General features: G+C 48.2%; 28 protein-coding genes and 1 riboswitch. Of the genes, 14 read left to right on the forward strand and 14 right to left on the reverse strand.

Annotation, left to right across the window (positions count from 1 at the left end; translation table 11 throughout):
- Window positions 1–33: 33 nt before the first annotated feature.
- Window positions 34–444, reverse strand: coding sequence for a DNA-directed RNA polymerase subunit omega (gene rpoZ / locus ABXT40_RS06100; RefSeq protein WP_443644744.1), 411 nt, complete (start codon window positions 442–444; stop codon window positions 34–36).
- A gap of 188 nt (window positions 445–632) precedes the next feature.
- Window positions 633–1,193 carry a 2-amino-4-hydroxy-6-hydroxymethyldihydropteridine diphosphokinase gene (folK, locus tag ABXT40_RS06105; RefSeq protein WP_443644745.1) on the reverse strand — a complete coding sequence of 187 codons (561 nt, stop codon included), beginning with the start codon at window positions 1,191–1,193 and terminating at the stop codon, window positions 633–635.
- A gap of 183 nt (window positions 1,194–1,376) precedes the next feature.
- Here folK and ABXT40_RS06110 point away from each other — a divergent pair, with 183 nt between their 5' ends.
- Entirely contained in the window at window positions 1,377–1,925 is a 549-nt protein-coding gene (locus tag ABXT40_RS06110) for a LabA-like NYN domain-containing protein (protein ID WP_443644746.1), read from the forward strand.
- Window positions 1,926–1,978: 53 nt separating this feature from the next.
- Here ABXT40_RS06110 and smpB read toward each other — a convergent pair whose 3' ends face one another.
- Together smpB and dapA are read right to left on the reverse strand one after the other, a co-directional pair.
- The gene (gene smpB / locus ABXT40_RS06115) at window positions 1,979–2,449 is read right to left on the reverse strand and encodes an SsrA-binding protein SmpB (RefSeq protein ID WP_443644747.1); all 471 of its coding nucleotides are present in this window, start codon (window positions 2,447–2,449) and stop codon (window positions 1,979–1,981) included.
- Between the two features lie 40 nt (window positions 2,450–2,489).
- Window positions 2,490–3,392: a 4-hydroxy-tetrahydrodipicolinate synthase gene (dapA, locus tag ABXT40_RS06120; RefSeq protein WP_443644748.1), complete on the reverse strand. Its 903-nt coding sequence runs from the start codon at window positions 3,390–3,392 to the stop codon at window positions 2,490–2,492.
- Window positions 3,393–3,635: 243 nt separating this feature from the next.
- Between dapA and ABXT40_RS06125 the strand changes: the two genes are divergently transcribed.
- A complete protein-coding gene (locus ABXT40_RS06125) occupies window positions 3,636–4,655 on the forward strand; it encodes a threonine ammonia-lyase (RefSeq protein WP_443644749.1) in 1,020 nt (339 codons plus the stop codon).
- A 16-nt stretch (window positions 4,656–4,671) separates the two neighbouring features.
- On the opposite strand, the gene ABXT40_RS06130 is transcribed toward ABXT40_RS06125, so the two are convergent.
- From ABXT40_RS06130 to ABXT40_RS06140, 3 genes are all read right to left on the reverse strand, one after another.
- Window positions 4,672–6,237: a trimethylamine methyltransferase family protein gene (locus ABXT40_RS06130; protein WP_443644750.1), complete on the reverse strand. Its 1,566-nt coding sequence runs from the start codon at window positions 6,235–6,237 to the stop codon at window positions 4,672–4,674.
- Window positions 6,238–6,354: 117 nt separating this feature from the next.
- The gene (gene hpf / locus ABXT40_RS06135) at window positions 6,355–6,966 is read right to left on the reverse strand and encodes a ribosome hibernation-promoting factor, HPF/YfiA family (RefSeq protein WP_443644751.1); all 612 of its coding nucleotides are present in this window, start codon (window positions 6,964–6,966) and stop codon (window positions 6,355–6,357) included.
- 196 nt (window positions 6,967–7,162) lie between these two features.
- Window positions 7,163–7,507, reverse strand: a complete 345-nt coding sequence (locus ABXT40_RS06140) for a hypothetical protein (RefSeq protein ID WP_443644752.1) — start codon at window positions 7,505–7,507, stop codon at window positions 7,163–7,165.
- Between ABXT40_RS06140 and ABXT40_RS06145 the strand changes: the two genes are divergently transcribed.
- Window positions 7,495–7,698, forward strand: coding sequence for a hypothetical protein (locus ABXT40_RS06145; RefSeq protein ID WP_443644753.1), 204 nt, complete (start codon window positions 7,495–7,497; stop codon window positions 7,696–7,698). The genes ABXT40_RS06140 and ABXT40_RS06145 overlap by 13 nt on opposite strands.
- A 98-nt stretch (window positions 7,699–7,796) precedes the next feature.
- Here ABXT40_RS06145 and ABXT40_RS06150 read toward each other — a convergent pair whose 3' ends face one another.
- Window positions 7,797–8,339, reverse strand: a complete 543-nt coding sequence (locus ABXT40_RS06150; protein WP_443644754.1) for a SprT-like domain-containing protein — start codon at window positions 8,337–8,339, stop codon at window positions 7,797–7,799.
- A gap of 50 nt (window positions 8,340–8,389) precedes the next feature.
- Window positions 8,390–8,599 (reverse strand): DUF2842 domain-containing protein, encoded by a 210-nt coding sequence (locus ABXT40_RS06155; RefSeq protein WP_443644755.1) that lies wholly within the window; start codon window positions 8,597–8,599, stop codon window positions 8,390–8,392.
- A 141-nt stretch (window positions 8,600–8,740) separates the two neighbouring features.
- Window positions 8,741–8,926: riboswitch (cobalamin riboswitch) on the forward strand.
- 130 nt (window positions 8,927–9,056) lie between these two features.
- Here ABXT40_RS06155 and ABXT40_RS06160 point away from each other — a divergent pair.
- From ABXT40_RS06160 to ABXT40_RS06190, 7 genes are read left to right on the forward strand one after another with little or no spacing between them, the layout of a single operon-like run.
- Window positions 9,057–10,904, forward strand: a complete 1,848-nt coding sequence (locus tag ABXT40_RS06160) for a TonB-dependent receptor plug domain-containing protein (RefSeq protein ID WP_443644756.1) — start codon at window positions 9,057–9,059, stop codon at window positions 10,902–10,904.
- A 56-nt stretch (window positions 10,905–10,960) separates the two neighbouring features.
- Window positions 10,961–11,833 carry an ABC transporter substrate-binding protein gene (locus tag ABXT40_RS06165; protein ID WP_443644757.1) on the forward strand — a complete coding sequence of 291 codons (873 nt, stop codon included), beginning with the start codon at window positions 10,961–10,963 and terminating at the stop codon, window positions 11,831–11,833.
- Complete coding sequence (locus ABXT40_RS06170; protein WP_443644758.1) at window positions 11,823–12,809, forward strand: FecCD family ABC transporter permease; 987 nt, start codon at window positions 11,823–11,825, stop codon at window positions 12,807–12,809. Before ABXT40_RS06165 ends, ABXT40_RS06170 begins: the two co-directional genes overlap by 11 nt.
- Before the next feature lies 1 nt (window position 12,810).
- A complete protein-coding gene (locus tag ABXT40_RS06175) occupies window positions 12,811–13,521 on the forward strand; it encodes an ABC transporter ATP-binding protein (protein WP_443644759.1) in 711 nt (236 codons plus the stop codon).
- 17 nt (window positions 13,522–13,538) lie between these two features.
- Entirely contained in the window at window positions 13,539–14,690 is a 1,152-nt protein-coding gene (locus ABXT40_RS06180; protein ID WP_443644760.1) for a hypothetical protein, read from the forward strand.
- Window positions 14,691–14,697: 7 nt separating this feature from the next.
- Window positions 14,698–15,441 carry an SDR family NAD(P)-dependent oxidoreductase gene (locus tag ABXT40_RS06185; protein WP_443644761.1) on the forward strand — a complete coding sequence of 248 codons (744 nt, stop codon included), beginning with the start codon at window positions 14,698–14,700 and terminating at the stop codon, window positions 15,439–15,441.
- 29 nt (window positions 15,442–15,470) lie between these two features.
- Window positions 15,471–15,914 carry a nuclear transport factor 2 family protein gene (locus tag ABXT40_RS06190; protein WP_443644762.1) on the forward strand — a complete coding sequence of 148 codons (444 nt, stop codon included), beginning with the start codon at window positions 15,471–15,473 and terminating at the stop codon, window positions 15,912–15,914.
- Window positions 15,915–15,927: 13 nt separating this feature from the next.
- Here the strand turns inward: ABXT40_RS06190 and ABXT40_RS06195 are convergent, their stop codons facing one another.
- Genes ABXT40_RS06195 through ABXT40_RS06205 form a run of 3 tightly spaced genes read right to left on the reverse strand, consistent with a single transcriptional unit; the run spans window position 15,928 to window position 19,274 of the window.
- On the reverse strand, window positions 15,928–17,118 hold the full coding sequence (locus ABXT40_RS06195) for a class I SAM-dependent methyltransferase (protein ID WP_443644763.1): 1,191 nt from the start codon (window positions 17,116–17,118) through the stop codon (window positions 15,928–15,930).
- 3 nt (window positions 17,119–17,121) lie between these two features.
- On the reverse strand, window positions 17,122–17,922 hold the full coding sequence (locus tag ABXT40_RS06200; protein ID WP_443644764.1) for a DUF1365 domain-containing protein: 801 nt from the start codon (window positions 17,920–17,922) through the stop codon (window positions 17,122–17,124).
- Entirely contained in the window at window positions 17,922–19,274 is a 1,353-nt protein-coding gene (locus tag ABXT40_RS06205) for an NAD(P)/FAD-dependent oxidoreductase (protein WP_443644765.1), read from the reverse strand. Before ABXT40_RS06205 ends, ABXT40_RS06200 begins: the two co-directional genes overlap by 1 nt.
- Window positions 19,275–19,417: 143 nt before the next feature.
- Between ABXT40_RS06205 and ABXT40_RS06210 the strand changes: the two genes are divergently transcribed.
- The 3 genes from ABXT40_RS06210 to ABXT40_RS06220 all read left to right on the forward strand — a co-directional run bounded on the left by ABXT40_RS06210 (window position 19,418) and on the right by ABXT40_RS06220 (window position 22,067).
- The gene (locus ABXT40_RS06210) at window positions 19,418–20,461 is read left to right on the forward strand and encodes an aldo/keto reductase (RefSeq protein WP_443644766.1); all 1,044 of its coding nucleotides are present in this window, start codon (window positions 19,418–19,420) and stop codon (window positions 20,459–20,461) included.
- 115 nt (window positions 20,462–20,576) lie between these two features.
- The gene (locus ABXT40_RS06215) at window positions 20,577–21,653 is read left to right on the forward strand and encodes a tartrate dehydrogenase (protein ID WP_443644767.1); all 1,077 of its coding nucleotides are present in this window, start codon (window positions 20,577–20,579) and stop codon (window positions 21,651–21,653) included.
- A 9-nt stretch (window positions 21,654–21,662) separates the two neighbouring features.
- Complete coding sequence (locus ABXT40_RS06220; RefSeq protein WP_443644768.1) at window positions 21,663–22,067, forward strand: HIT family protein; 405 nt, start codon at window positions 21,663–21,665, stop codon at window positions 22,065–22,067.
- On the opposite strand, the gene ABXT40_RS06225 is transcribed toward ABXT40_RS06220, so the two are convergent.
- Window positions 22,046–22,381: a DUF952 domain-containing protein gene (locus ABXT40_RS06225; RefSeq protein WP_443644769.1), complete on the reverse strand. Its 336-nt coding sequence runs from the start codon at window positions 22,379–22,381 to the stop codon at window positions 22,046–22,048. The two genes, ABXT40_RS06220 and ABXT40_RS06225, sit on opposite strands and share 22 nt — an antisense overlap.
- A 142-nt stretch (window positions 22,382–22,523) precedes the next feature.
- On the opposite strand from ABXT40_RS06225, the gene ABXT40_RS06230 reads away from it, so the two are divergent.
- Window positions 22,524–23,036 (forward strand): DUF2244 domain-containing protein, encoded by a 513-nt coding sequence (locus ABXT40_RS06230; protein WP_443644770.1) that lies wholly within the window; start codon window positions 22,524–22,526, stop codon window positions 23,034–23,036.
- A 7-nt stretch (window positions 23,037–23,043) separates the two neighbouring features.
- Here ABXT40_RS06230 and ABXT40_RS06235 read toward each other — a convergent pair whose 3' ends face one another.
- Window positions 23,044–25,347 (reverse strand): xanthine dehydrogenase family protein molybdopterin-binding subunit, encoded by a 2,304-nt coding sequence (locus ABXT40_RS06235; protein WP_443644771.1) that lies wholly within the window; start codon window positions 25,345–25,347, stop codon window positions 23,044–23,046.
- Window positions 25,348–25,382: the final 35 nt, after the last annotated feature.

Consider the following 25,382-nt stretch of genomic DNA (forward strand, 5'->3'; position numbering starts at 1 on the left):
CTGAACGGATATCGTGTCGTGCTGGCGCTTTGTCTAATCTTCACCCTGCATTTCAGACAGGTCAACATCTTCAAAGCCTGATGGCTCTAATTCTTCAGGGCTGGCAATCTGCATGCCGCTGGTTTCGCCTTCATCATCGCTGTAATCGCCAACCATTTCGGACAGATCAACCTCGACAGCAATCGCTACATCATCGCGGATTTCTTGCTCTTCACGGATTGCAACGCGCTGCAGCTTTTTGATCAAACCTTCGCCAAGAACGCCAAGATCAACCGTTTCGGCAGCAATCTCACGAAGCGCAACAACCGGATTTTTGTCATTATCACGATCGATTGTCGGCAAATCGCCTTTTAGAATTCCGCGTGCGCGCTGGCCAGCTGTTAACACAAGGTCAAACCGGTTTGGGATTTTTTCGATGCAATCTTCAACGGTAACGCGTGCCATGATTATCTCCTTGTCCTGATTGACCAAATGGCAAATTCATCGAAAGATGAAGCCATATTCCGGCAAAGCGACACCAGATACACTAGCAGGCGCTTACCGTTCAATCCTAAAATGCGCAAAAACTAAGCGGGGTTTACCCTAAATTCGAGATCTGAACAAGCAAAAAGCGGCGGTTAAACGGGCTCGATTTATCCGGCAAGCCTGATTTGCTGGTCAGCGGGAATCATAGCAATCAAATCTTGAATCGCAATGCCACTAAGCGGATGCACCCAATCAGGGCATAATTCACCTAGCGGCAATAAAACAAAGGCGCGCTCATGCAACCGCGGATGCGGCAGCGCCAGGTCACCGGCATCATTAATCATGCCCGCAAAATCAAGCAAATCGAGATCAAGGACCCGCGCCGCGTTGCGTTCTGTCCTGACACGACCAAAGCGCCGTTCAATATTGTGTAACGCCGCCAAAGTCGATGCAGCGTCCAGTTCGGTTGTCGCCTCGGCAACAGCGTTCAGATACCAAGGCTGGTCAGAAATCGGCACCGGCGCGGATTCATACCAACGTGACAGCGCCGACAAATGCACCCCCTCGTCAGCAAGCGCTGATACGGCTGCAACGCAGCCTTCGCGTCGGCTTGCATAGCCATCCGGTGTTAGGTTTGCACCAAGTCCGATAAAAAGTCGGGAATTCATGATTTTGTCCATATCCATGCCGTCGTTATCACCGGAACGGGTGGTAGCATAATTTGCCATGATTATCAGCCAAACAAACATGCTGCCGCTTGAAAAACATATCTTGACCTGTCATTTGGCGACAAATTTTGAAAAAAGCAGCATTTTAATGCGGTTTCATCTTGAAAAATGCCAATCGGTTCTATTCGATAAAACAATTAAGTTAAGTTAAATTTTGTAATTTATATCTTTTGGACATTTCCTATGAGACCCGAAAAAACAGCACTTTTTATTGATGGTTCGAATTTTTATGCTGCAACACGATTGCTAAATATGGATGTCGACTATGCCAAGCTTCATGCCCATTTTAGCCAAAACGCAAATTTGATCCGCGCCTATTACTACACCGCCCTTCCCGAAGATCAGGAATTTTCGCCGCTAAGGCCATTGATCGACTGGCTGGATTACAATGGATTTGCCGTTGTCAGCAAATTAACCCGTGAATTCACCGATCCTGAAACCGGCAAAAAACGCACCAAGGGCAATATGGATATGGAACTTGCCCTCGATATGTTGAAACTGGCACCACATATTGATCACGCCATCTTATTTTCGGGCGATGGTGATTTTTGCCGCCTTCTTGAAGATGTGCAGGGCATGGGGGTTCGGGTGTCGGTGGTATCAACAACCAAAACGTCGCCGCCAATGGCGGCCGACTCATTGCGCCGGATGGCCGATATTTTTATCGAGATGGATCACCTTCGCAATCAGATTGCACGGCCATTACGCCACGCCGAGACTTTACCAGTCTAAATTGATCAAGCCAGTCTAAACGACTGTGCCTGCCGAGAATGATAGGGTAAATGCTAGCTATTACGGCTGCGAAGCAAACGCGCCTTGTCACGGCTCCATGTCCGGTCTTTATCGGCCTGACGCTTGTCTTGCTTTTTACGCCCTTTGGCGAGGCCAATCTGAATTTTGGCAACACCACGATCATTAAAATACATGGCTAATGGTACCAACGTCATGCCTTCGCGCCGGATCAGACCAAGCATACGGTTCCGATCGCGCACCTTCACCAATAATTCGCGCGGCCGTTTTGGTTCGTGATTCACGCGGGCAGGCTCATAAATTGGAATATTGGCGTTGAACAGCACTAGACGGCCATTATCCTCACCAGCATAGGACTCGGCAATGCTGGCACGTCCGCTTCGCAGTGATTTGACCTCACTGCCTTGCAAAATCAGGCCAGCTTCGATTTTTTCTTCGATTTGATATTCATGCCGCGCCTTGCGGTTTTCCGCAATTCGTCCAGTCGAGATCGTGCCTTTGGCCATGATTTATCCGTTCAAGCTGGCGTGAGCGCCAGCAATACCCCTAATTTAGCAAACCCGCACTGCGCAGGGCGGCTTTAACACGGGCTTTGCTTGCCGGTGCAATCTCGCATAGCGGTAAACGCGTTTCGGCACTGCAAATTCCAAGCAATTCAGCCGCATATTTCACCGGGCCTGGACTTGCTTCGCAGAACATCGAATCATGAAGCGGCATCAAGCGTTCATTGATGCTTTGCGCGGTGGCAATGTCACCAGTCGCCCAAGCGGCATGCATTTTACTCAATAATTTTGGCGCGATATTCGCCGTAACCGAAATACAGCCATGCCCACCAGCCGCCAGATATGGAAGGGCAGTTGCATCTTCGCCAGATAATTGTGCAAAATCAGCCCCAAGAAGATTGCGAAGCCGTGTTGGACGCCCAACATCGGCAGTGGCATCCTTGATCCCCGTGATATTGGCATGGTCAGCAGCAAGGCGCGCCATGGTCGCATCATCAACCTTCACAATTGACCGGCCCGGAATATCATAGACGATAACTGACAAGGAAACGGCTTTGGCAACGGCTGAAAAATGCTGATACAGCCCTTCTTGGGTTGGTTTGTTATAATAGGGGCTGACGATCAGAACCGCATCCGCGCCAGCCGCTGCGCCAGTTTTGGCAAGCCGCACCGCTTCGGCGGTGCTGTTTGATCCGGCGCCGGCAATAACCGGCACACGGCCAGCGGTCTGTTTGATACATAGCTCGACAACAAAATCATGTTCTTCATGTGACAATGTCGGTGACTCGCCGGTTGTCCCAACAGGGATCAGCGCGGCAGTACCATTTTCAATTTGCCAATCAACCAGTTTGCAAAACGCGTCCTTGTCAATATGCCCATTTTTAAAAGGCGTGACGAGAGCGGTGCAAGAACCGGAAAAAACAGCGTTTGTTGATGCTGGTGACATTGTTCATCTCCTTACGGCACAAAGCCGATAACCATATTGCGGTAAAATAGGCATGCCGCAAGATAAACACAAGCCAACAATTATTGTCATTTGCATGCGGCAGGCTTATGGCCGCACCCTGCCCCCATGCCGCCCACCAACATGCCCAACAACATGTCCAAACAACATATCCCAGCTTGATTGACCTTATTTCCGAAAGGATTTAGTTTTGCGCTACTTAATCTTTGTTTGGAAACATCACAAATGACAAATTCAGCACCCCTGCCGCAAACCGCTGATGGCGCGCTTCAAATTGACCTTGCCACAATCGAAGCCGCTGCCGACCGGATACGGCCACATATTTTCAAAACGCCGCTTTTGGAGTCCCCGCGGCTAAATGATTTCTTGGGGCGCCGCCTTCTGGTGAAAGCCGAAGCTTTGCAACATACGGGATCGTTCAAATTGCGCGGCGCAACCAATGCCGTTTGGAGCCTTGACGATCATGTTCGCCATGTTGTGGCCTTTTCCAGCGGTAATCACGCCCAAGGCGTTGCCCGCGCCGTTACCACACGCGGCCTAAAAGCCACCATCATCATGCCCGAAGACACGCCAGCGACCAAAATCGAAGGCACCAGGGCCTGTGGTGCCGATGTTGTGACCTATGATCGCTATACGGAATCACGCGAAGCAATTGGCGAGGCGCTAAGCCGGAAATATAATGCCAATTTGATCAAACCCTATGATGATGTTCGGGTGATTGCCGGACAAGGCACGGTTGGACTTGAAATCGCCCGACAGGCAAGCGTGATGGGCGTTGTTCCCGATGCGTTGATCTGTTGTTGTGGCGGCGGTGGCCTAATTGCAGGCACCAGCATCGCGCTCCATGCGCATTTTCCCGAAACCAAAATCTGGTGCGCCGAACCCGAATTTTACGATGATACAAAACGGTCATTAGAAACCGGAATGATTGAACGGGCGCAAACCGACAAATCTTCCATTTGTGATGCAATTGTAACGCCGGAACCCGGGCAATTGACCTTTCCGGTGAATCGCCAACATCTATCAGGCGGTGCCGTTGTCAGCGATCAGCAAGTGCTTAAAACCATTGCAACGCTGTTCAAACATCTAAAAATCATTGTCGAACCGGGCGGTGCGGTTGCTGTTGCTGCGGTTTTGACTGGACAGGTTCCCGTCGGTGCCGGTACTATCATTGCCGTGGCATCAGGCGGCAATATTGATCGTGATATGTTTAAACGCGCGCTTGATGAAGAGCCATTTTTCTAGAGATGGCGTAAGTTTTCTAGAAATCGGTTGGCGCGCCACCTTCGGCTTTGCGCCGATTGACTAAATCCAGCAATTCATCATGTATGCCGCTATCCATTGGCGGCGGCATATATTCAGCCAAAACCTGTTTGAAATGGGTGTTGGCGCGCTGATGCGCCCATAATCCACCGGCATCTTCCCAATTTTCAAAATTCCGCCAATCTGACAAAAGCGGCGTGTAAAACGCGTCACGATAACGTTCTTGGGTATGGTCACACCCAAAAAAGTGACCATGCGGCCCAACCTCTTCGATTGCCGAAACCGCCAGCGACGCCTCATCAACAATAATCGGGCGTTGTGCATAGATGATCTGTTGCAGCATTTCGCAATCAATGACAAATTTCTCAAAACTGGCAGATAGGCCACCTTCCATCCATCCGGCAGCGTGATAGATCAGGTTTGCCCCACCTGAACAGCTACCCTGGAGTGAAAAGGCCAATTCCCACACCGCCTGTGCGTCAGGGACATTGGCCGCATTCGCGTTTGACGCCCGAAACGGCAAATTGTAATGGCGTGCCATCTGCCCCGATATCTGCATTGCCCTGACAAATTCGGGCGTGCCAAAGGCTGGTGCGCCGGTTTTCATATCAACATTGCTGGTAAAGGCGCCATACATTACCGGCGCTCCCTCACGCACCGATTGCAACAGGGCAATCGCGGCAAGCGCTTCGGCATTTTGCTGGACAATCGCACCAATAATGGTGACCGGTGCCATCGCACCGGCAAGGGTAAAGGGCGATATCACCACCATTTGATTGCGTGCTGCCATGCGCATGGCACCATCAAGCATTGGCCAGTCATGTTTGAGCGGTGATGTTGAATTGATATTGGTGAACATGCGCGGTTTTGCTTCAAATTCATCATGGCTTAACCCACCAGCGATGCGCACCATTTCCATTGCGTCTTCGATTCGTTCAGTGCCAAGCGAATAGGCATGAATAACCTTGTCAGTCAGAATTAATTTGTCATAAAGGCAATCAAGATGCCGCATTGAAGGGTGCATATCCAAAGGTTCAACCGGATAGCCACAGCTGAAATGAATACAATTATAGCTTTGAGCCAGCTTGACAAAATTTTGAAAATCAACGCGGGTTCCAGCGCGTCGCCCTTGATCAAGATCCATCACATTTGGCGGTGATGCCACCTGACCAAAATTAAAATGCCGGCCGCCAAAGGTAATTGTGCGATCAGGGTTACGCGGCGTAATCGTGACGTGTGACGGCGCTTTTGCCACTTGCTGCATCACCCAATGCCGATCCATACGAACCGATTTTGTATCGTAATCGACAATGCAGCCTTGTTTGGTAAACACATCAAGCGCCGCATCATTCAAAAACAAAATACCAATGTCTTCGAGAACGCGCATGCTGGCATTGTGAATCGCGGTAATACCATCAGCATCAATTGGCTCGATTGGTGGATCGCTATAGGCCGGCGGTGCCCAATCAAGCTGGTCGGCAAGAAAAGACCGTTCGGCCGCTTGTGCTGCATTGCGCTTGCGTTTGGACTGGCGTTTTATCGCCGGGGACTCTGATGCCAACATGTAGGATCCTCATAATGCTCTTAAACGCTACCAGCAGGACAATCGGCAACCGTTCAAAAACAGATCTAGCATGGCCAAAACACGCCGCCTGAAGACAAAGGCCTGTTTTACCCTTCTTTAGGAAGATTGTTTAAGATTTGCCAAATGCCGAGCTCCACGCGGATCAATCCAGCCAATCGACCCATCACCACGAAGATGAACAACATTGAGCCCGAAATGACTGGCATTTCGGAACATCAGCATTGTCAACCCGCCAAGCTCTAGCCGCATCACGGCCTGTTCAACGGTCAGCACCTCAATGTCATATGATAATTCAGCAACAATTGGCAAAAGATCATCTTCATCACTGCTGGCATCGGGCAATTGGGCTGCACCGGCGTATACCGCCATAGGCGCAATATCAATATCGTCCTCTTCAAGAGTGGTTAAGGCACTGCGATGGCTCTTTAAACGCCTCTTGTGTCGCCGAAGTCTTTTTTCGGCATGTTCAATCGCCGCATCCAACGCCGCATGCGCATCTGGTGCACGGCCCGTCGATTCAAGCTCCATGCGCCGAGACAAAACGACACGCGTTTTTACGGTGAAACCAGAATCCCCTTTTTCGAGTGTCACATGCCCACTGACAGCATTATTAAAATATTTTTCAACAATATTATTCAATGACAGTTCGGCATGCTCCTGAAAAGCAAGACCGGTATCCATGTTTTTTCCAGAAATACTAATTTGCATCGATAAATAATCTCCTAATCTTCGACCAGAACCAAGGCCACGCGTGGACGCCTACTGGAACGCGCGAAGATCAGGCACTTATCTAAAAAAACGCTTGTCAAAGTGCAAGAACAAGCTGCGGAGCGGAGCAACAAAACGAACGCTCCAGATGTCTACGTTGCCAAGTTTTACAATGCCTGACAAGTAAGCAATTGAATTATTTTTCTGGACATTCAACACGCAGCCCCAATGACAAACGGCCGCCCTCAACATGGTCAACCCCATGAAGAGGCCGCGCCGCCTCACCAGTACGCCCTGCAAACGCTGGCGCCGACAATAACACAATACGGCCGGGGCGATCATCAATAACTCGGCGTTTTCCAACATCACGACTTGGCGTTGAAAATAAACGTGACTTCCCAGCGAGGTTGGCAATCACCACAATATGTCGATACCGCAAACCATCACGATGAATGCCAATCCCCCGTGATCCAGGGGCATAGCGCTGGATGGCAAAATCATTGAACCGAAAATCGTTGAGAAATGGCGATGGAGTTATCATCCGCCCCGCTTGAAAAAGTCCAATTTCCAAACAATTGGCAAAACGATCAAAAGCTTCAATACGCGGTGCGGGAAAACAAATATCAAAATCTTGAAACACGTAATTATTTTTGTGCTTTATCTCTGGGCGAGCAATCCGAAACTCCTGTCGCTCAGCAAGCTGAACAAGGCAAGCCAGTTCTTCCTTGGTGAAAAAGGCAAAACTGACCCATTGTCGACCCGGCTGAGCCAGCCGAGCCAAGGCATGGCGCAATTGCCAAACCCTTGAGGAATCGAGTAAAAACAAGAGCTCACATTCCGCCATTATTGGTGATAAATTCAACCGATGCTTTGCATGTGGCGCAAACAAGACCCGATTTTTGGCGGTGGCGGTCGACCGAAAAACAACCATTTGGGCATTGCATGACCCACCGCGCTCTGGAAAAACTCAAACTATGGCAGCGTGTCGCCGTACATCCGATTTCGCGAGCCTTTTGCCGCCAAACCGCATCATGGCCGTGATGTGGTCCAACAAGCGCATGCGCAATTTCATGAAGAATCGTATCGCGAATATGGTTTTTTTCGGCATTGCGAACATAAAGCCGTGAAAGCGAAATGACCTTTGTATTGTAATCACATTGACCAGCGCGTCGTCGCGCATGATCCAGCTTTACACGCCAACCAGTCAAACCATGCTCATGCATCAATTTTGTTGCCAATTCGATTGCATCAGCAAGTGGCCGAGATATGGCCTGCTCAGGTTCTAACGCGGATTTTGTTGATAATGCTGGGGAAGCTGGACAGCCAGCATGTTCAACACGTTCGAAAAAATTTGAGAAATGTCGTTTGAACATCAAAGACCTTTCAATTCAGATCAATCGTTTCTAGTGGCTTTCATGTGTTGCTAACCAGCCAACCACTTTACTGGCTGCGGGATCCAAGCGAGACCTGCTACAACGTAAAAGAGAAGATCGAGTAACATATGAATACTGGTCAACATATCTGCAATTTGCATCACTAAACCGATGTAAATTATCAAGGCAGGAACCAGTCCTACCGCAACAATTAAGTGTCGCCAACGAAACATGTGAGCATCCCTTTTTCTATCAGGCATGAATTAAGATAATGTGACAACCGTAACATTTAAACCTAGCTTCCAATAGATCGCTTAAAATTAAAAACACGCAATAAAAAATTAACATGCTCCAAGGTCGAGTTTAATGTGATTTTTAACTGGACTAAATTTAAAAACCTCATAATAGTTTTGCTAATTGGTGTGCGTAAAGCACTTAAAAGGGAATCGTGAACTTAAAACACGAGCTGCCCTCTGCAACTGTAAGCAGTTAGCCTATCTTGCTAATCCACTGCCCTTATTGGGTGGGAAGGAAAGATAAGGTGTTGATCTGCTAGCCAGGAGACCTGCCAATCATGACCACCGTGTTGCTTTGCAGAGGGCTTAGCTGACAGCGGATTCCCCGTAATGGTGTCAACTTTGATCGGTTAGCAAAAACGCTAACTTGGACGTGGACCCATTTGAGCTTTGAAAGTTCAATTTATACGGGAGCTTGACTATGAAAACTAATAAAATCTATTTATCAGCCGCCATCTTATCACTTTTAGCAACCAGCGCTATTGCCCAAGAAACATTTGAGCTTGACGATATCATTATTTCGGGGGGATTTACCCCAATCCCTCTGGCAGATAGCGCTTCTTCCGTTTCAGTAATAACCAGCGAACAAATTAGTGAAGCCGGAGATATAACCATATTAACTCTCCTGAAACGCGTTCCTGGCGTCGCAGTCAGCGAAAGCGGCGGATTTAATTCAGTCCGAATTCGTGGGGGCGAAGCAAACCACGCACTCGTCCTGATCGATGGTGTCGCAATCACTGGGGATGGCAATGGCTACCAGTTCCATGGAATTTCAGCGGAGAATATAGAGAAAATTGAAATTTTACGCGGTCCTCAGACAGTTTTTTATGGACCCGCAGCATCATCTGGCGTGATCAACATTATTACGAAAGATGCGTCAGATACTGATCTCGCCCATGCGTCAATTCAAGCAGGTGAAAGAACCGGTGTGGCTTTCTCTGATACATTCTCTGCTTTTAATACGAAAAATCGAGTTTCATTTTCCAAAACGTCCAGTCATAAATATGACTACTCTTTCCAAAACGGCGATAAAGACGGCTTTGATAGAAACACTATATCCCTGAATTCATATGGCGCAACTGATGGGGACGTTAGCTTCGACCTCAGTATTCGAGCCTCAGAAGAAAATTTCGATTATGACGGTGCCTCAGCAGGTCCGGAAAACACCTACGTTGTATCAAATGCAAGCAACGGCCAAAACAACGAAAATCAAATAGCTTTAACGATCAAAAAATATGGGACAAACCGCACCTCTAGCAACGAAATAAAGATCCAGAATAGTATTTTTTCCAACACCCAAAACGATGTTGTTTGGGGGTTAACAAAAACTAAAATTACAAAAACACTTCTCCAATACCACCACAAAACAGCGCTTGATGGCGCCTTGGTGAACAATTCCAAAAACACAGTTTCTTTTGTCGGGGAAACCTACCGCGATCAAAATCAGTACTTAAATTCGGAGAAAAGAGATGGCAATGCTGCTGCGCTAGAATATCGGCACATTTCAAAAAACGGCAATTTGCTCCAAGCTGGCTTGCGACATGACAAGTCAACCCAATTTTCTGACGCCACAACATGGAAGTTAGGATATGTAATAGCGCTCAATCAGAAGCAAACGTCTATTAGTCTCGATGCGGGAACCGGCGTAGTGAACCCAACCTACCTTGAACGCTTTGGAGGGTACGGCTACTACACTGGAGGGGAAAACCTGTTACCAGAAAAAAACACCAGCATCTCAATTGGCTTGCATCACAATATTGCTCAAAACGAAGCGTCAATCAGTACTACGGCGTTCCAAGACCAGCTAACAAATGAAATTGTTTTTCAAGGAGCGAGGACAATAAACGAGGATGGTAAAAGTACAAGAAAGGGATTAGAGACGGAACTCCAAACAAACATCTCTGATTGGGCAAAGTTTCGGTTGAGTCATACATTTTTGGTTGCAAAAAACTCTGACAATTCAATAGAAATTCGGAGACCGCGGCACACCCTAAACACTAGCACTGACCTTAACTCACCGTTTGCTAATGGCAAATTTACCATTCGAACAACAACAGTAGTTGGAAATTGGGATAATTACACAGATGGTTCGGGCGCGAAAAAGCTTCCTAATTACACCCTTTTAGACTTTTCTTTCTCCAAAAAAATATCAGAGGACATTAATTTTGTTGCTGAAATAAATAATTTATTTGATAGAAACCACAAAGAGACTTGGGGATACAACGTCAAGGGCAGATCAGCTGTTATAAAACTGGCTAAATCATGGTGATAGCCCTCACTTTGTCTGAGTCGGGTCTATGGTTCCTTCGAAAGTTGTTCGTGCTATTGAAACAAAAATATCAAAAATTGATCCAATATTTATTGGTGTTTGGAGCATTGCTGATCAACACAGCGCACCAAGTCGGTGCTTCAGAAAAAAAAGCATCAAATAATAGTGGAATCGTATCAACCAACCTCTGCATAGACTCGCTGGTTGTAGCTCTTATCGGTACAAAAAACTTAGTCGCTGTGTCCGCTCTTGCAGATGATGACCGCTATTCGCACATTAGCGAAGAGGTCAAAGGTTTGCAAAAAGTTACTTTTAATGCAGAGGTAATTTACGCCCTAAATCCAACGCTGGTTTTGGCATCTAATTTTTCTTCAGCAAAGACGAAGTTTGCTCTCGAAAAACTCGGCGTTAACTTACGACTTATAAGTTTTGCAAGGTCGGTTGAAGATATTGAAAATAATATCTTTATCCTGGGAAAATTATTGCATGCAGAACACCGGGCACAGGAATTAACCATGCTTTTGAGATCTACGACGATGAACGTTAAAAATACAAAGCAATTAATTGCCCTTCAATATTCTGATAACAGGTACGTTCATGGGCGCAATTCACTGATTTCAAGTATAATCAGACGATCTGGCTTTAAAAGCTATTCTGAGTTCCTAGGCTACAACGAAGGGCGTTACATATCGGCAGAAGCACTGATAAAATCGGAACCGGATGTGTTGATTTTGGATGGTAATAATAGCGCCAGCGATGAAAACACCCCCAACCGATATCATCCAGCCTTGTTAAATACGAGCAGTAAAACCAAAGCGCTTTTTATTGAAACCAAGCGCTGGTCATGCGGCACGCCTGAGGCGGTCAGTCTAATTAATAGCTTGAGCCTTGAATATATGAAACTTGTTGGTCAAACCAATGCCTCTTAATCGAAAAAAAATGAGCGGCTTGATCTTAATCTTATTGGCCATCGGATCATATGCTTCCCTCCAGATTGGGCATGTGGAAATCGACTTTTTTGCCGCGATCATCGCCCCGCTTTATAGCCACGCTACCCCCGATACAATTATTCTTTGGCACCTTCGCATGCCCAGAACCTTAATGTGCTTGATTGTTGGCTTTGGACTTGGCATTGCTGGCGCCGGCCTGCAGGGCTTTCTTCGCAACCCGCTGGCCGAACCAAGTGTTGTCGGCATAAGCTCCGCCGCCGCCCTTGGCGCTGTTTTGTCGATTGGGCTTGGCTTCAGTGCTTTGGGCCTCTACTACACACCGGCCTTTTCCCTGGGGTTTGCCGCTATTGCCTCTTGGGCCCTCATAAAACTCACTAGCAAAGCTGCTAGCAAACATAGCGTTATTCTTATTGGCGTTGGTATTTCTTCCCTTTCCGGCGCTTTTACCACTCTTATCCTCAGCCTTTCTGAGAACCCCTTTGCCATTAATGAGATTGTTTTCTGGATGTTGGGATCGGTTACCGATGTGTCCTATCATCATGTTCTCATGTCTGCGCCGCTGGTGATGCTTGGCTCATTCTTTCTGCTGCGCGCTGCTAATGGCTTAGATCTGTTAACATTGGGTGAAGAGACTGCCACGTCCATCGGCGCCAACATCCCAAAATTACGACGCGACATACTGGTTGGCACAGCGCTCACCGTAGGCTCTATCACATCCGTGGTTGGGATTGTTGGCTTTGTAGGCCTGGTGACACCGCATATTGTCCGGCCATTTGTCAGACATGAGCCAGGAAAGACCCTCATATGGACGCCACCAATTGCCGCACTGCTAGTGCTAATATCAGATATAACCATCAGGTTGCTACCAACCGCCAGTGAAATAAAGCTGGGCGTCCTAACTGCACTTTTGGGGACACCATTTTTCCTTTACCTCGTTAGCAAGCAGAGGAATTGATATGCCTCATAGCATCAAAACCTCAAATCTCAGTGTAACGTTGAATGGAATACAGCTTGTTCAGCCCACAACCCTATCAGTAAATTCGGGTGAAGCTGTAGGAATTATTGGCTTGAATGGGGCGGGAAAATCAACCTTGATGAAGGCGATTATAGGCCTCATACCGCATCAAGGATTTTCCAATATTTCTTCACAAAGTTTTGAAGACAGAGCGCGCTTGTCAGCCTGGGTCCCGCAAACAAGGGAAATTGTTTGGGATGTTAGCGTCGAAACGCTGCTCGGTTTTACTCTGCGAGATTTTAGGTATCAGAATGAATCAAATGTGAATTTATCCGATAAAATCAACTTTTCGATCAAGGATGCATTGCTAGCAACAAACACATCTAAACTGAGCAACCGAAACATCGGGTCCCTGTCAGGCGGTGAATTAACGTCCGTGCTTATCGCTCGGGCGCTGGTTCAACAAACATCAACAATATTTTTAGATGAACCACTCGCCAGTCTTGACCCCGTTCAAAAAATATCAGTCTTGTCGCTTATTCAAGAGCTTTCCAAAACTGGCATAACTATAATTGCTTCGCTACATGACGTTGAAATTGCGCAAAGCTACTTTACCCGCTTTTTAGGGATAAAAGCTGGCAAGGTTGTCGCGGATGGCTCACCAAACAGACTGTTAAGCAAAAAACATTTTAAGGAAATCTTCTTATGTTAAGAAAGGGTTCCTCTATTATGCGAACACCAAGCCAACTTATATCAAACAGTTGGCTAATATCTGTGCTGGTTCACATTGCTTTGATTATAGCACTTAGAGAGGCATACCCTGCAAAAACAAATCATATAAACGATGAGTTTAAAAAGGTTGAATTTGTTATTTACCAGCCAGAGCCAGATAAATTGCCACAAAAGGAAATCCCCAAGGATATTGCTAAGGCGGCTTCTAAAGTAAAGTCCATAAGTGTTTCAAAGCAAAGTGTTGTGTCAAAGCCCGATATCATTTCAGAAGTTAAGATTGTTTCTCAGTCAAAATCTATTACAGAACCCGAGATTCTTTCATCAGAAACTTCAAAAAACAAGCTAAAGACAATCCCAAAGCCAAAACCAACGCCAAATTCGACAATCATTGCAAAAGAGACACTGCAGACAAGAAACCCAAACCAGAAGACAGCTCTAACAGACGCCAGCTTTAGCGATCTGGCAGCCAGAAAACTCGAATATATGGACAAAAATGCTTTTAATGATAAAGCTACCGGTAACCACAAAACTGATCTTGATGCAAGGCTATCAAGTCAACCTAAAAAGCCGGATCAGCAAAACCGTCGCCTGGTAACTGCAAGTGATAGCAAATCACCGACAAATCAGATGGGTATAAGCCTGAATAAAACATTAGCCGCCGCACCTGACGCCGAACAAATTCAAACTAAAATCTTTGAAGGTAAAAAATCTGACAATTTTGGAAAAATTAATAGCAAAAAAACTTTAATTTTAGATCTTCTAGAAAACACACCAGACACAAAGACGGCCTCAATAAATGCAGATTTATATAATCAAAATCAGAGTTTTACAACTCAAACTCAATTTTCCACTTCTACCAAAGAATTAGGTGTAAAAAAACAACTGCTCAAAAATTGGGCGACGACAATTCGGGGTGATATAGTAAAACGAACTTTAGAATCAAAGCTGAGCAGCCATGTTAGAATTAGCTTTAAAATCAGTAGAACAGGGGAAATTTTGAGCATCGAAACAATTGGGAAATCAGTTACTAATGAGTCTATTAAAAACTTTATTGATGTAATTAGAATGTCCGGAAAATTTCCCATGGCACCGCACGGTTTGAAGCTCGATTATGTCACTTTTCCCGTAAACTTCAGAAGTCGTGGATAAATTATTAATGTCACATTACTTAATTACAGGCTCTTCTTCCGGCATTGGGGCTGCGCTTGCTACACAATTGACGGCAAACGGCCATGCGGTAAGCGGTGTTGCGCGCCGAAAGCAGCGCCTTACAGCTTTAGCAAACCAACTTAACTCATTTAATGGCTATGCTGCTGATGTTGGCGACACAGAAAGTCTCGCCTACGCCATTCGCAAAGCCAAGGCTAAATCAGGCGCAATTGATGTCGCTATTTTGAATGCTGGCATTTATCAGCCGCAGGATGGCACAAAAATTGATCCGCAAATCTATGCCAATCACATGACCATCAATTATCTTGGCGTGGTCAATGCCTTGGCTGGCCTCGTTCCCGATATGGTTCGCGATGGCAAAGGCCATATTGCCATTGTGTCATCGGTTGCGGGGTGGCGCGGATTGCCAAAATCAGCTGCGTATGGCCCGACCAAGGCGGCATTGATATCACTTGCTGAGTCGCTGTATTTTGATCTTGTGCCGCGCGGCCTTAGAATTCAGGTTATCTGCCCCGGATTTGTCGATAGCGAAGCAACCGCCGTCAATGATTTTGAAATGCCCGATCTGATTAGCGCTGACAGCGCTGCCAGCGCCATCATCACCGGTATGCAAGGGCATGATTTTTCAATTAATTTTCCAAAATCCTTTACCCGCAAGATGGGGTTGCTTCGGCTTTTACCCGACCGCCTGTTTTTTCGCCTTGTTGGTAAACAAACCGGCGCGTTCTAGCGTTGGCGTCATTTCAAAGGACTTTAAAAATGCCGCGAAAACCCCACCCTGTTGATGCTTATGTTTCAGCTTTCACCGCCCTCACTCCGGAAAATGTCGAAGAACTTTACGATCTTGTGGCGGAGGATGTTGTGTTCAGCGATCCCTTTAATGTTATTCATGGCAAAGCGGGCTTTCGGCAGGTTTTCAATCATATGTATGAAACCTGCACCGACCCAAAATTCACCGTCAGTGATGTCGCCCATTCAAAAAGCGCAAGCTATCTTCGCTGGGATATGACTGGCCGCTTAAAAAACTGGCCGCATAGCAATTTGCTGTTTCATGGCATGACCGAGATTCATATCGATGCTGACGGGAAAATTAGCAAACATATCGATCATTGGGATAGTGCCAGTCAATTGCTTCGTTATTTGCCGGTGATTGGCGCGATCATCCGACCCATTCTCAAGCTATTTCGGCTGAAAACAGCATAAACAGGCAAAACCCTTATTTATGCATCAAAAGCATCTGTTTGACGTCAATCATGCCAGCGCGGAACCCACCTTCACAATAGGCAAGATACAAGTCCCACATGCGCTTGAACCGGTTATCAAACTGCTGTTCGCCAAATTGTGGCCACGCGGCGTTAAATCGTTGGCGCCATTGGTCTAGCGTGCGTGCGTAATGACTGGCATAGCCGCTTTCGCAAACCAGATGCAATCCGGCATCCGCCAAGGGGCGCTCCAGCATTGGCAATGATGGCAACATGCCGCCTGGAAAGATGTAACGCTGAATAAAATCTGGCTGATTGGCGTAGGAGTGATAGGCAGCATGGTCAATTGTGATTGATTGAATCACCGCACGCCCGCCCTTTTTCAGCACTTTTGACATGATCGCAAAATAGGTTGGCCAATAATCCTTGCCAACGGCTTCAAACATTTCGATCGAGACAATTTTGTCAAACCGCCCTTCCAGATCACGATAATCCATTAGCCGCAAATCGACCTTATCGCCAAGCCCAGCTTCGTCAATCATATGATTGGCAAAGGCAAACTGTTCTTTTGAGATGGTAATTCCTGTCACCTTTGCGCCAATTTCGCTGGTGACATATTTGGCAAAGCCACCCCAGCCACAACCGATTTCCAGAACCTGATCACCGGGCTGAATATCGGCAAGTTCGGCAAGCCGCTTGTATTTATTGATTTGTGCCGTGGTCAGATCATCGTCATCCGAATCAAACACCGCCGATGAATAGGTCATGGTTGGATCGAGCCATGCCTGATAGAAACTGTTACCAAGATCATAATGATGCGCGATATTTTTCGCCGACCCGTCTTTGCTGTTGCGGCGCAAATGGTGAAACAGCCGTAACCCCCATTTGCGAAGCAGATTTGTCTTTAGCTGTTCTTCAAGGTAGGTGTCGTGACGCGCCGCAAGCTCGATTAATTCAGGAAGCGCATCAGAGCTTAGATGTCCATCCATAAATGCCTCGCAAAACCCCATTTTACCGTCACTTAGAATTCGGCGAACCGCTTCTTTACTGTGAATTTTCAAATCGGCTTTTGGGCCTTTTGATGGGCCCGAAAACTGATGCTGTTGGCCATCTGGCATGGTCAGAAAAACCTCACCGCATTTAAGATTGCCAAGGACCGCGAAAAGCAATTTATCTTGATGTCGCTGCAAAAAACTGGAAAACATTACTTAATTAGCCTTATCAAAATTTTTAGTACGCGACCATTTGGAAGGCGGAGCTGGCCTTGGATAGAACGGTACCTTTTTCAGCCACAGTTTCAAAGCCTCAAAATGGATTGAAATGATTGGTCTGAAGGGAAATTGTCTGGTCTTCACCAGACTTTGAAAAAGATGGCGATTCGCAAGCCTACGACGGGTTCCGCGCAATGTCGCGGTAAGTGCTGGCCGGTCGTCAATCAAATAACGCATGGCCAGACTAATAACGCCATCATCCATCCGCAAACGCAGCCGATAGTGGCCTTTCAACGGGAAAAATGGCGACACATGCAGGATCTTTTCGGCCTCAAGCGTTGCATGATTGGGGGTTGGCGCGCCGATATAGGCATGCATGTCACCAAAAGTGTTTCGCACTTCATAGATATACAGAATATCGCGCCCTGACGCATCACCCGCCACATAGACCGACAGCGGGTTAAACACCGCCCCCAAAATACGCGGAAAGGTCAAAAGATGCACCGTTTCAACATTTTTTTCAGGAATCACTTCGCCAGCGATCTGGCGAACATAATCGGCAAGCTGAACCAGCGCGACCTTTGATTTGAAATTTGGCCCGTAATCGGCTTGATGAAACCCAAGCAAATTGAACCGATCGACAGAAAAAAACGGGCTTTGCCGATTTGCCTCTTGCAAGCGATCAAGATCAATCCAGATCGACAAGCCAGGCCGGCGCAAAACATGCGATACCGGATGATGCTCACCACCATGTCGTGTATGGACAATATCCGAGACAACAAGATCGCATGCCGACATTAGGCAATGCCTTGCATCGGTTCGGATGATTTTGGAAAAGCTGCTACTTTTGTGTCCCACGGGACTTCAACCCCAAGTGTTTTCACAATAGCCACCGCTGATTTTAAGCCATCTTCGTGAAATCCGAAACCTGTCCATGCACCGGCAAAAAACAAACCATTCTGCCCTTGAATTTCAGCAAGGCGCGGCTGCATGGCAATCGCCTTGGCGTCAAAAACCGGATGGCGATAGTCAAATTCGCCATGAATCAATGCAGCAGCGGGCATTCGAACCGGATTTAGGGTTTCATACAAAGGATAGGCAGGATCAATTGACTGCAACCGATTCATCCAATAGGTCAGGCATAGATCGCTTGGGGGGGACGATTCGCCTTGCCCAGTATTACCCGCCCCGCCATGCGATGCGGGCGCTGCCGCTTCGGACACATAATTCCACGCTGCCCATGCACCGCGTCGTTTCGGCATAAGCGAAGCGTCCGAATGCAGCACCGCATGATTGCGCTGAAACCCAAAGGCACCAAGCAGTTCGCGTTCAAGCGGGCTGGCATCGTCAATAAGCGCCAAAGATTGATCGGCATGCGCTGCCATCACAACCTTGTCAAACCACACATCACCTTGACCCTTGAGATTCACCATCACCCCGCCATTCGCCCGTCTAAGGCCAATAATATCGGTTTCAAGATGAATCCGGTCCCCAAGCTTGGCCGCAATCCGGATGACATATTCACGCGACCCGCCAGCAACCGTTCGCCATTGCGGCCGATCAATAAAATTCAATAATTTATGATTTTCCATAAATCGCATAAATGCCCGCACCGGAAAATCCATCATCGCGTTGGATGTGGCCGACCAGATCGCTGCGCCCATCGGCACCAGATGATCATCAACAAAAGCGTTTCCATAGCCTTGGCGGGCAACAAATTGACCCAAGGTTTCGCCATCTGGCCCGCTATCCACCTGACGCGCGGCGGTTTTATAAAAACGCACAAGATCGGAAAGCATTGACCAATATCGGCCTTTCAGCAAATTTTCCGGCTGCGCCAAAAGCCCTCTGACCGAACCTTCATATTCCATCTGCCCGCCGCCAAGCGACACGGAAAACGACATGTCAGTTTCGATATTGGGCACCGACAAATGATCAAAAAGCCGAATTAGATTCGGATAATTCAGCGGATTATAAACGATAAAGCCTGTATCAACCGGCACGGTAACATCGCCAAAAATGGCATCGACCGTATGGCTATGCCCGCCAAGACGCGCGGCCTTTTCAAAAAGATGGACATCGCCATGCCCTTGCAGAAGAAAAGCTGACGCCAAGCCGGAAATGCCCGAACCAATAACCGCAATACGCATAAAATCCACCCTGACTATTCGGTATCACTATAGTTATATTTGTTTGGCATTCCATTGCCTTTTTGGCTAGTCATAAGGAAAACAGGGTCAAAATCGCGGATTTGAACGATTTGCCACCCAGCACTCAGAATTAGGGGAAATCTATGCGTTATAATCAGCTTGGCCGAACCGACATAAAAGTCAGCGCACTTTGCCTTGGATCTATGACATGGGGAAGCCAAAACACCGCCCCTGAAGCGCATGCCCAAATTGATATGGCGCTTGATCACGGCGTTAATTTCATTGATACGGCTGAAATGTATCCGGTCAACCCGCTTGCCAAGGAAACACAAGGCGATACCGAACGCATTCTTGGTGACTGGCTTGGCGCAACAGGGCGGCGGCAAGATATCATTCTGGCCACCAAAGTATCGGGCAAGGGCTATATGAATGTCCGTGATGGGGCGCCGATAACGCCTGCCAGCATTGATCTTGCGCTTGATGCCTCGCTTCGTGCGCTGAAAACCGATTACATTGACCTTTATCAATTACATTGGCCCAACCGTGGGTCTTATATGTTTCGGCAGAACTGGACCTATGACGCCAGCGGCCAAGATAGTGACGAGGTGCTTGATCATATGATCGAGGTTCTTCAGCATCTTGAGAAATGCCGTGACGCTGGCAAAATCCGTCATGTTGGCCTATCGAATGAGAGCGCATGGGGAACGATGCGGTGGCTGTCGATTGCGGCCGCCCAAGGCCTTCCACGAATGGTTAGCGTGCAGAATGAATATAGCCTGCTTTGCCGTCATTTTGATCTTGATATGGCTGAAGTGGCGCATCACGAAAAAGTGGGCTTGCTCGCATTTTCGCCGCTGGCAGCCGGATTATTAACTGGAAAATATCAAGGCGATATCACGCCTGACGGGTCACGGCGAAGCCATGTCGCCAATCTTGGTGGGCGCATTTGCGATACAATGTGGCCAGCGCTTGATGCCTATATGAATATTGCGGCCAAACATGAGTTAAACCCCGCCCAGATGGCGCTGGCATGGGCGATGAATCGTCCATTTATGACCTCAGCAATTTTTGGCGCAACCAATCTTGACCAGCTTGATGTTGCATTGGGCGCAGCTGATATAACGCTAGGGACGGCGGTTATGGAAGATATTACCATTGCCTATCGTAAATTCCCGATGCCGTTTTGACGTCAAAGCCAATCAATTTTTTGGAAAAACATCTTGTAGACTGACCGGTAAGCGACCATTCTGGAGCCTTATTTCCGGCCAATCATTGGCATAACTCACTCAAATGGAAGCAATCATGGCGAAGAACAGATTAAATATTGCAGTTATCCCCGGTGATGGGATTGGTAAAGAAGTCATTCCCGAGGGGCTTCGCGTATTGCAGGCCGCGATGGAACGGTTCGATATCAATCTGAATTTCGATCATTTTGATTTCGCCAGCTATGATTACTATGCCAAACATGGGCAAATGATGCCTGATGATTGGAAAGCGCAAATTGGCAATCATGATGCGATCTATTTTGGCGCTGTTGGCTGGCCTGACGGCATCCCCGACCATGTCTCTTTATGGGGATCACTCATCCTGTTCCGGCGCGAATTTGATCAATATGTCAATTTGCGGCCGGTCAAGCTATTGCCCGGCGTGCCGTCACCTTTGGCCAATCGCGGGCCAGGTGATGTCGATATGATGATTGTCCGCGAAAACACCGAGGGCGAATATTCTTCGGTTGGCGGGCGCATGTTCCCCGATACTGACCGCGAATTTGTAACCCAACAAAGCGTTATGACCCGTATTGGGGTTGATCGCGTATTGAAATTCGCCTTTGATCTGGCACAAAGTCGCCCCCGCAAGCATCTGACATCGGCAACCAAATCAAATGGTATTTCGATTACAATGCCCTATTGGGATGAGCGCGTTGAAGAGGTTGCAAAATCTTATGGTGATGTTAGCTGGGATAAATATCATATCGACATTTTGACCGCCAATTTCGTACTTCACCCCGATTGGTTTGATGTTGTCGTGGCCTCTAATCTGTTTGGCGATATCTTGTCAGATCTTGGTCCCGCCTGTACCGGCACCATTGGCGTTGCCCCATCCGGCAATATCAACCCCGAGCGGCTATTCCCGTCACTGTTTGAGCCGGTTCATGGCTCGGCACCTGATATCGCTGGCAAGGGCATTGCCAATCCTGTTGGCCAAATCTGGGCTGGTGCCATGATGCTTGAACATCTTGGGTTTGCCGAGGCCGCCAAATGCATCACTGATGCCATCGACACCGCCCTTTCAACACCAGAATTGCGTACTGGCGATCTTGGCGGCAAAGCCGATACCGTCACTTGCGGCACTGGTATTGCCAAAATTGTTACTGGATAGGCAAGCCACATGGCCTTCACCTTGCACCCCACCCTTGCCAAAGACAGTATTTTGGCGGCAAAGGTGGGGTCATTGCAGGTGAGGTTAGTTGATGATGCGCGTTTTTTCTGGCTGCTGGTCGTGCCGGAAACCACCGCAACCGAACTTCATGATCTTGATGAAAAAACCGCTGAATCCCTATGGAAACTGACGCGGCGCCTTGGCAAGGCGCTGCAGGCGCATTGCGATGCTGACAAGGTCAACAGCGCCGCCATTGGCAATATGGTGCCGCAATTGCATTTTCACATCGTTGCACGGCATGTCGGTGACGCTGTATGGCCGCACCCGATTTGGGGAAATGGCAGGGCCGAACCGTTGGCAGACGCAACCAAGGTCGCCCGCATCGAATCAATTCAAAGCTGGCTTGGCAACTGATGCAGCCCGTCACTGCCAAGAGGCAACGGGTCAACCGAGCGAACCGCCGATAAGGGCAAATCAGCATAAAGATGCGGAAACAGATCGCCGCTTCGCGCCGGTTCCCATTGAATATCCAGAACGCTGGCATCAACGGTAATCAGGCGCAATCCGTCACGTCCGGAAAAATGCAGCCGCAAGGTCTCGGCCAATTGATCAGCAGTCGAAAAATGGATAAAGCCATCCTTCAGATCAATTTCCGCGCCGGTAAACCGGCCTATTTTTTCCGCCGAATCCCATAAATCAGCATCACAAATTTTATAAATATTGCCCATCTCATTCCTCAAAATATCAAAGCAAATCTGGTTATTGGACTGCCTATCAAGCCCTAAACATCATTTTGGCAGAAAGCAATCCTCTCGCGAATGCCCTGCCCCATCTTGACGGCGCGACCCAATATCACCATCTCCTTATTCAATGAGTGAGAACCAAACCGAATCACAGCCGCTTGAACGGCTAACCATTTGGCCGCACCGGTCGCTTTCGCCAAAGGGATTCGCGATTGTGATTGGGGTTCTTGCCGGATTACTGTTTACCATTGGTTTGGGGTTTTTTCTGGCAGGCGCTTGGCCGGTTATTGGGTTTCTAGGGCTGGAGCTTCTTGTTGTCTGGGGCGCGTTCAAGCTGAATTACCGCGCCGCCAAGGTTCGTGAAACCATTGAAACAACGACCGAAACCCTAACAGTCGAACATAAAGATCAACATGGTAATGCCGCCATATCCAAATATCCGGTTGGCTGGCTTCGTGTTCAATTAAGCCCACCAGTCGCCCCCGCACCGGCAGCGCGTTATCATCAGCGCGTGATCCTATCCAGCCATGGCGTCGAAACTGAGATTGGCGCCTTTCTGCATCCAATCGAAAAAGCCAAATTACAACGCGAAATCGACGGCATGCTCAGCCGATCCAGATTGGCGCGGGACTCGGCTTAACACACTGTTATTGCTTTGCCCCTTGCAATGCCTGCCAAACCCGGTGCGGCGTTGCTGGCATTTCAAATGCCCGCACGCCAGCCGATGCCATCGCATCAACAACAGCATTCATTGTCGCTGCAAGCGAGCCAACCGTTCCCGCCTCGCCAACACCTTTGGCACCAAGCGGATTAATCTTTGTTGGCACGGCAATGGTCGAAACTCTGAAATTCGGAAAATCAGCCGCGATTGGCATCTGATAATCCATGAATGAGCCGCTGATCAATTGACCGGTTTCATCAAATTTTAAAATCTCGCCAAGGGCTTGGCCAATGCCTTGAGCGATCCCGCCATGCATCTGGCCTTCGACAAGATCGGCGTTCAGCACGGTTCCCACATCTTCAACAACGACATAATCGGCAAAACTGACCTTGCCGGTTGCCGGATCAATTTCGATCTCACAAATATGGCAGCCATTCGGGTAAGTTACATCAGGGGGCAGAAATTCGCCAAGAACTGACAAGCCTCCAGTGGCATTACTATGCGCCGCAATGTCGGTCCAATTCATGGGCTTTAGCGTCGTATTCGACGGGTTGCTAAACAGGCCGGCGTCAAACGCAACATGATCAATTTCACATCCCAAAACCCCGGCGGCAATGGATTTGCCAGCCGCCACAAATTCATTCAAAGCAACGTGAACCGCCGCCCCGCCAATCACAGTTGCAGCCGATCCACCACTACCCCGTCCAGATGGAAGGAGGTCAGTATCGCCCTGCTGATAAATGATGTCATCCATATCGACACCAAGACGGCTTGACGCCATTCGCGCCAAGGCAGTTTCATGCCCTTGCCCAACCGACATTAATCCGGGTGTAATCACAATTTGACCATCTGGACGAACGGTAATCCGCGCAATGTCTTTTCGCACCTGTTTTAACGGCCCACCAGCCACCTCGATTGGATTGGCGATGCCAATTCCACGAAGCAAACCGCGTGATTCAGAGTCCTTTCGCCGATCTGCAAACCCTGCGTAATCGGCATTTTTCGCGGCTGCAGCAACGATTCTTGGAAAATCACCACAATCATACAAAAATGTCAGTGCGGTCTGATATGGCATCGCATCAGGCGACACTAGATTTTGCTGGCGAAGTGCCAGCGCATCACGGCCAGTTTCGCGCGCTGCCTGATCAATTAGCCGTTCAATAACATAGGTGGCTTCAGGCCGTCCAAAACCGCGATAGGGCGATGTTTGCATTGTATTGGTGAAGAAAAACGACATTTGGGTTGCAATGGCGGGGGTTTTATATTGTCCGGCAACGCCGCCCATATTATTCAGCAATCCCTTGGTACGGCGTGACAGATAGGCACCTGCATCAATATGGGCATCGACCCAAAGGGCGGTGAAATTACCATCTTTATCAAGGCCAAGCGAGGCCGTGCCGCTTACCGCGCGGGCATGTTCGTCACTGAGAAAGGATTCACCCCTATCTGCCGCCCAGAAAACGGGCCTTTGCAAGCGACGTGCAGCCCAAACAACAAGCGCATCCTCACGATAAAGCGCACCTTTCATACCAAATGATCCACCAACATCGGGCGAAATGACCCGCACTTCATCAGTGGTGATACCAAATAGCTGGGCAAGCTCGCCATGAAGCTGATAGGGGCTTTGCGCACTTGTCGTTACGCAGGATTTCCCATTTTCGTCAATAAAGCCGATTGAGTTTCGCATTTCCATTGTGCAGGCGGTGATTTTCGAAATATCAAATTCGAAATGGCTGACATGGGCTGATGTTGCGAGAATGGTATCAACCTCGTCACGGTTACCCTGTCGATGCAATGACGCGATATTATCATTGGTACCCGGCCAAACCAGCGGCCCATTCAGCATATTCTCAACCGACAGCGCAACATCATCTGCCGCGTCGATCTGCACATCAATCAATTCAGCCGCATCAGCCGCCGCCTGACGTGACGTCGCAATGATCATTGCCACCGGCTCGCCAAGATGCCGGATTTCTGCCCCGCTCAGCAATGGGCGCGGGCTACCCACCGTCACGCCGCCATCTTCACGAACGGGCCCACCTGTCCATACCATATTTGCAACACCATCAGCCGCCGCGTCAGCTGCGGTCAAAACCGCCACAACGCCCGCCGCAGCCTTGGCCGCGTTGCAATCGAGGCTGGTAATCATGCCAGCGGCAACAGGGCTTCTGAAAAATACGGCGTGAAGTGCATTTTGGGGAACAATATCTGCGGTAAACTGGCCATGGCCAGATACAAAACGGATATCTTCAACACGCCCTATTAAGGCGGGGCCAGTCTGATCATTCATAAAAAAACTCGTACATAATAAAACAGGGTGAGAAC

Source organism: Candidatus Ponderosibacter sp. Uisw_141_02, assembly GCF_048087665.1.
Classification (GTDB): domain Bacteria; phylum Pseudomonadota; class Alphaproteobacteria; order Puniceispirillales; family Puniceispirillaceae; genus UBA3439.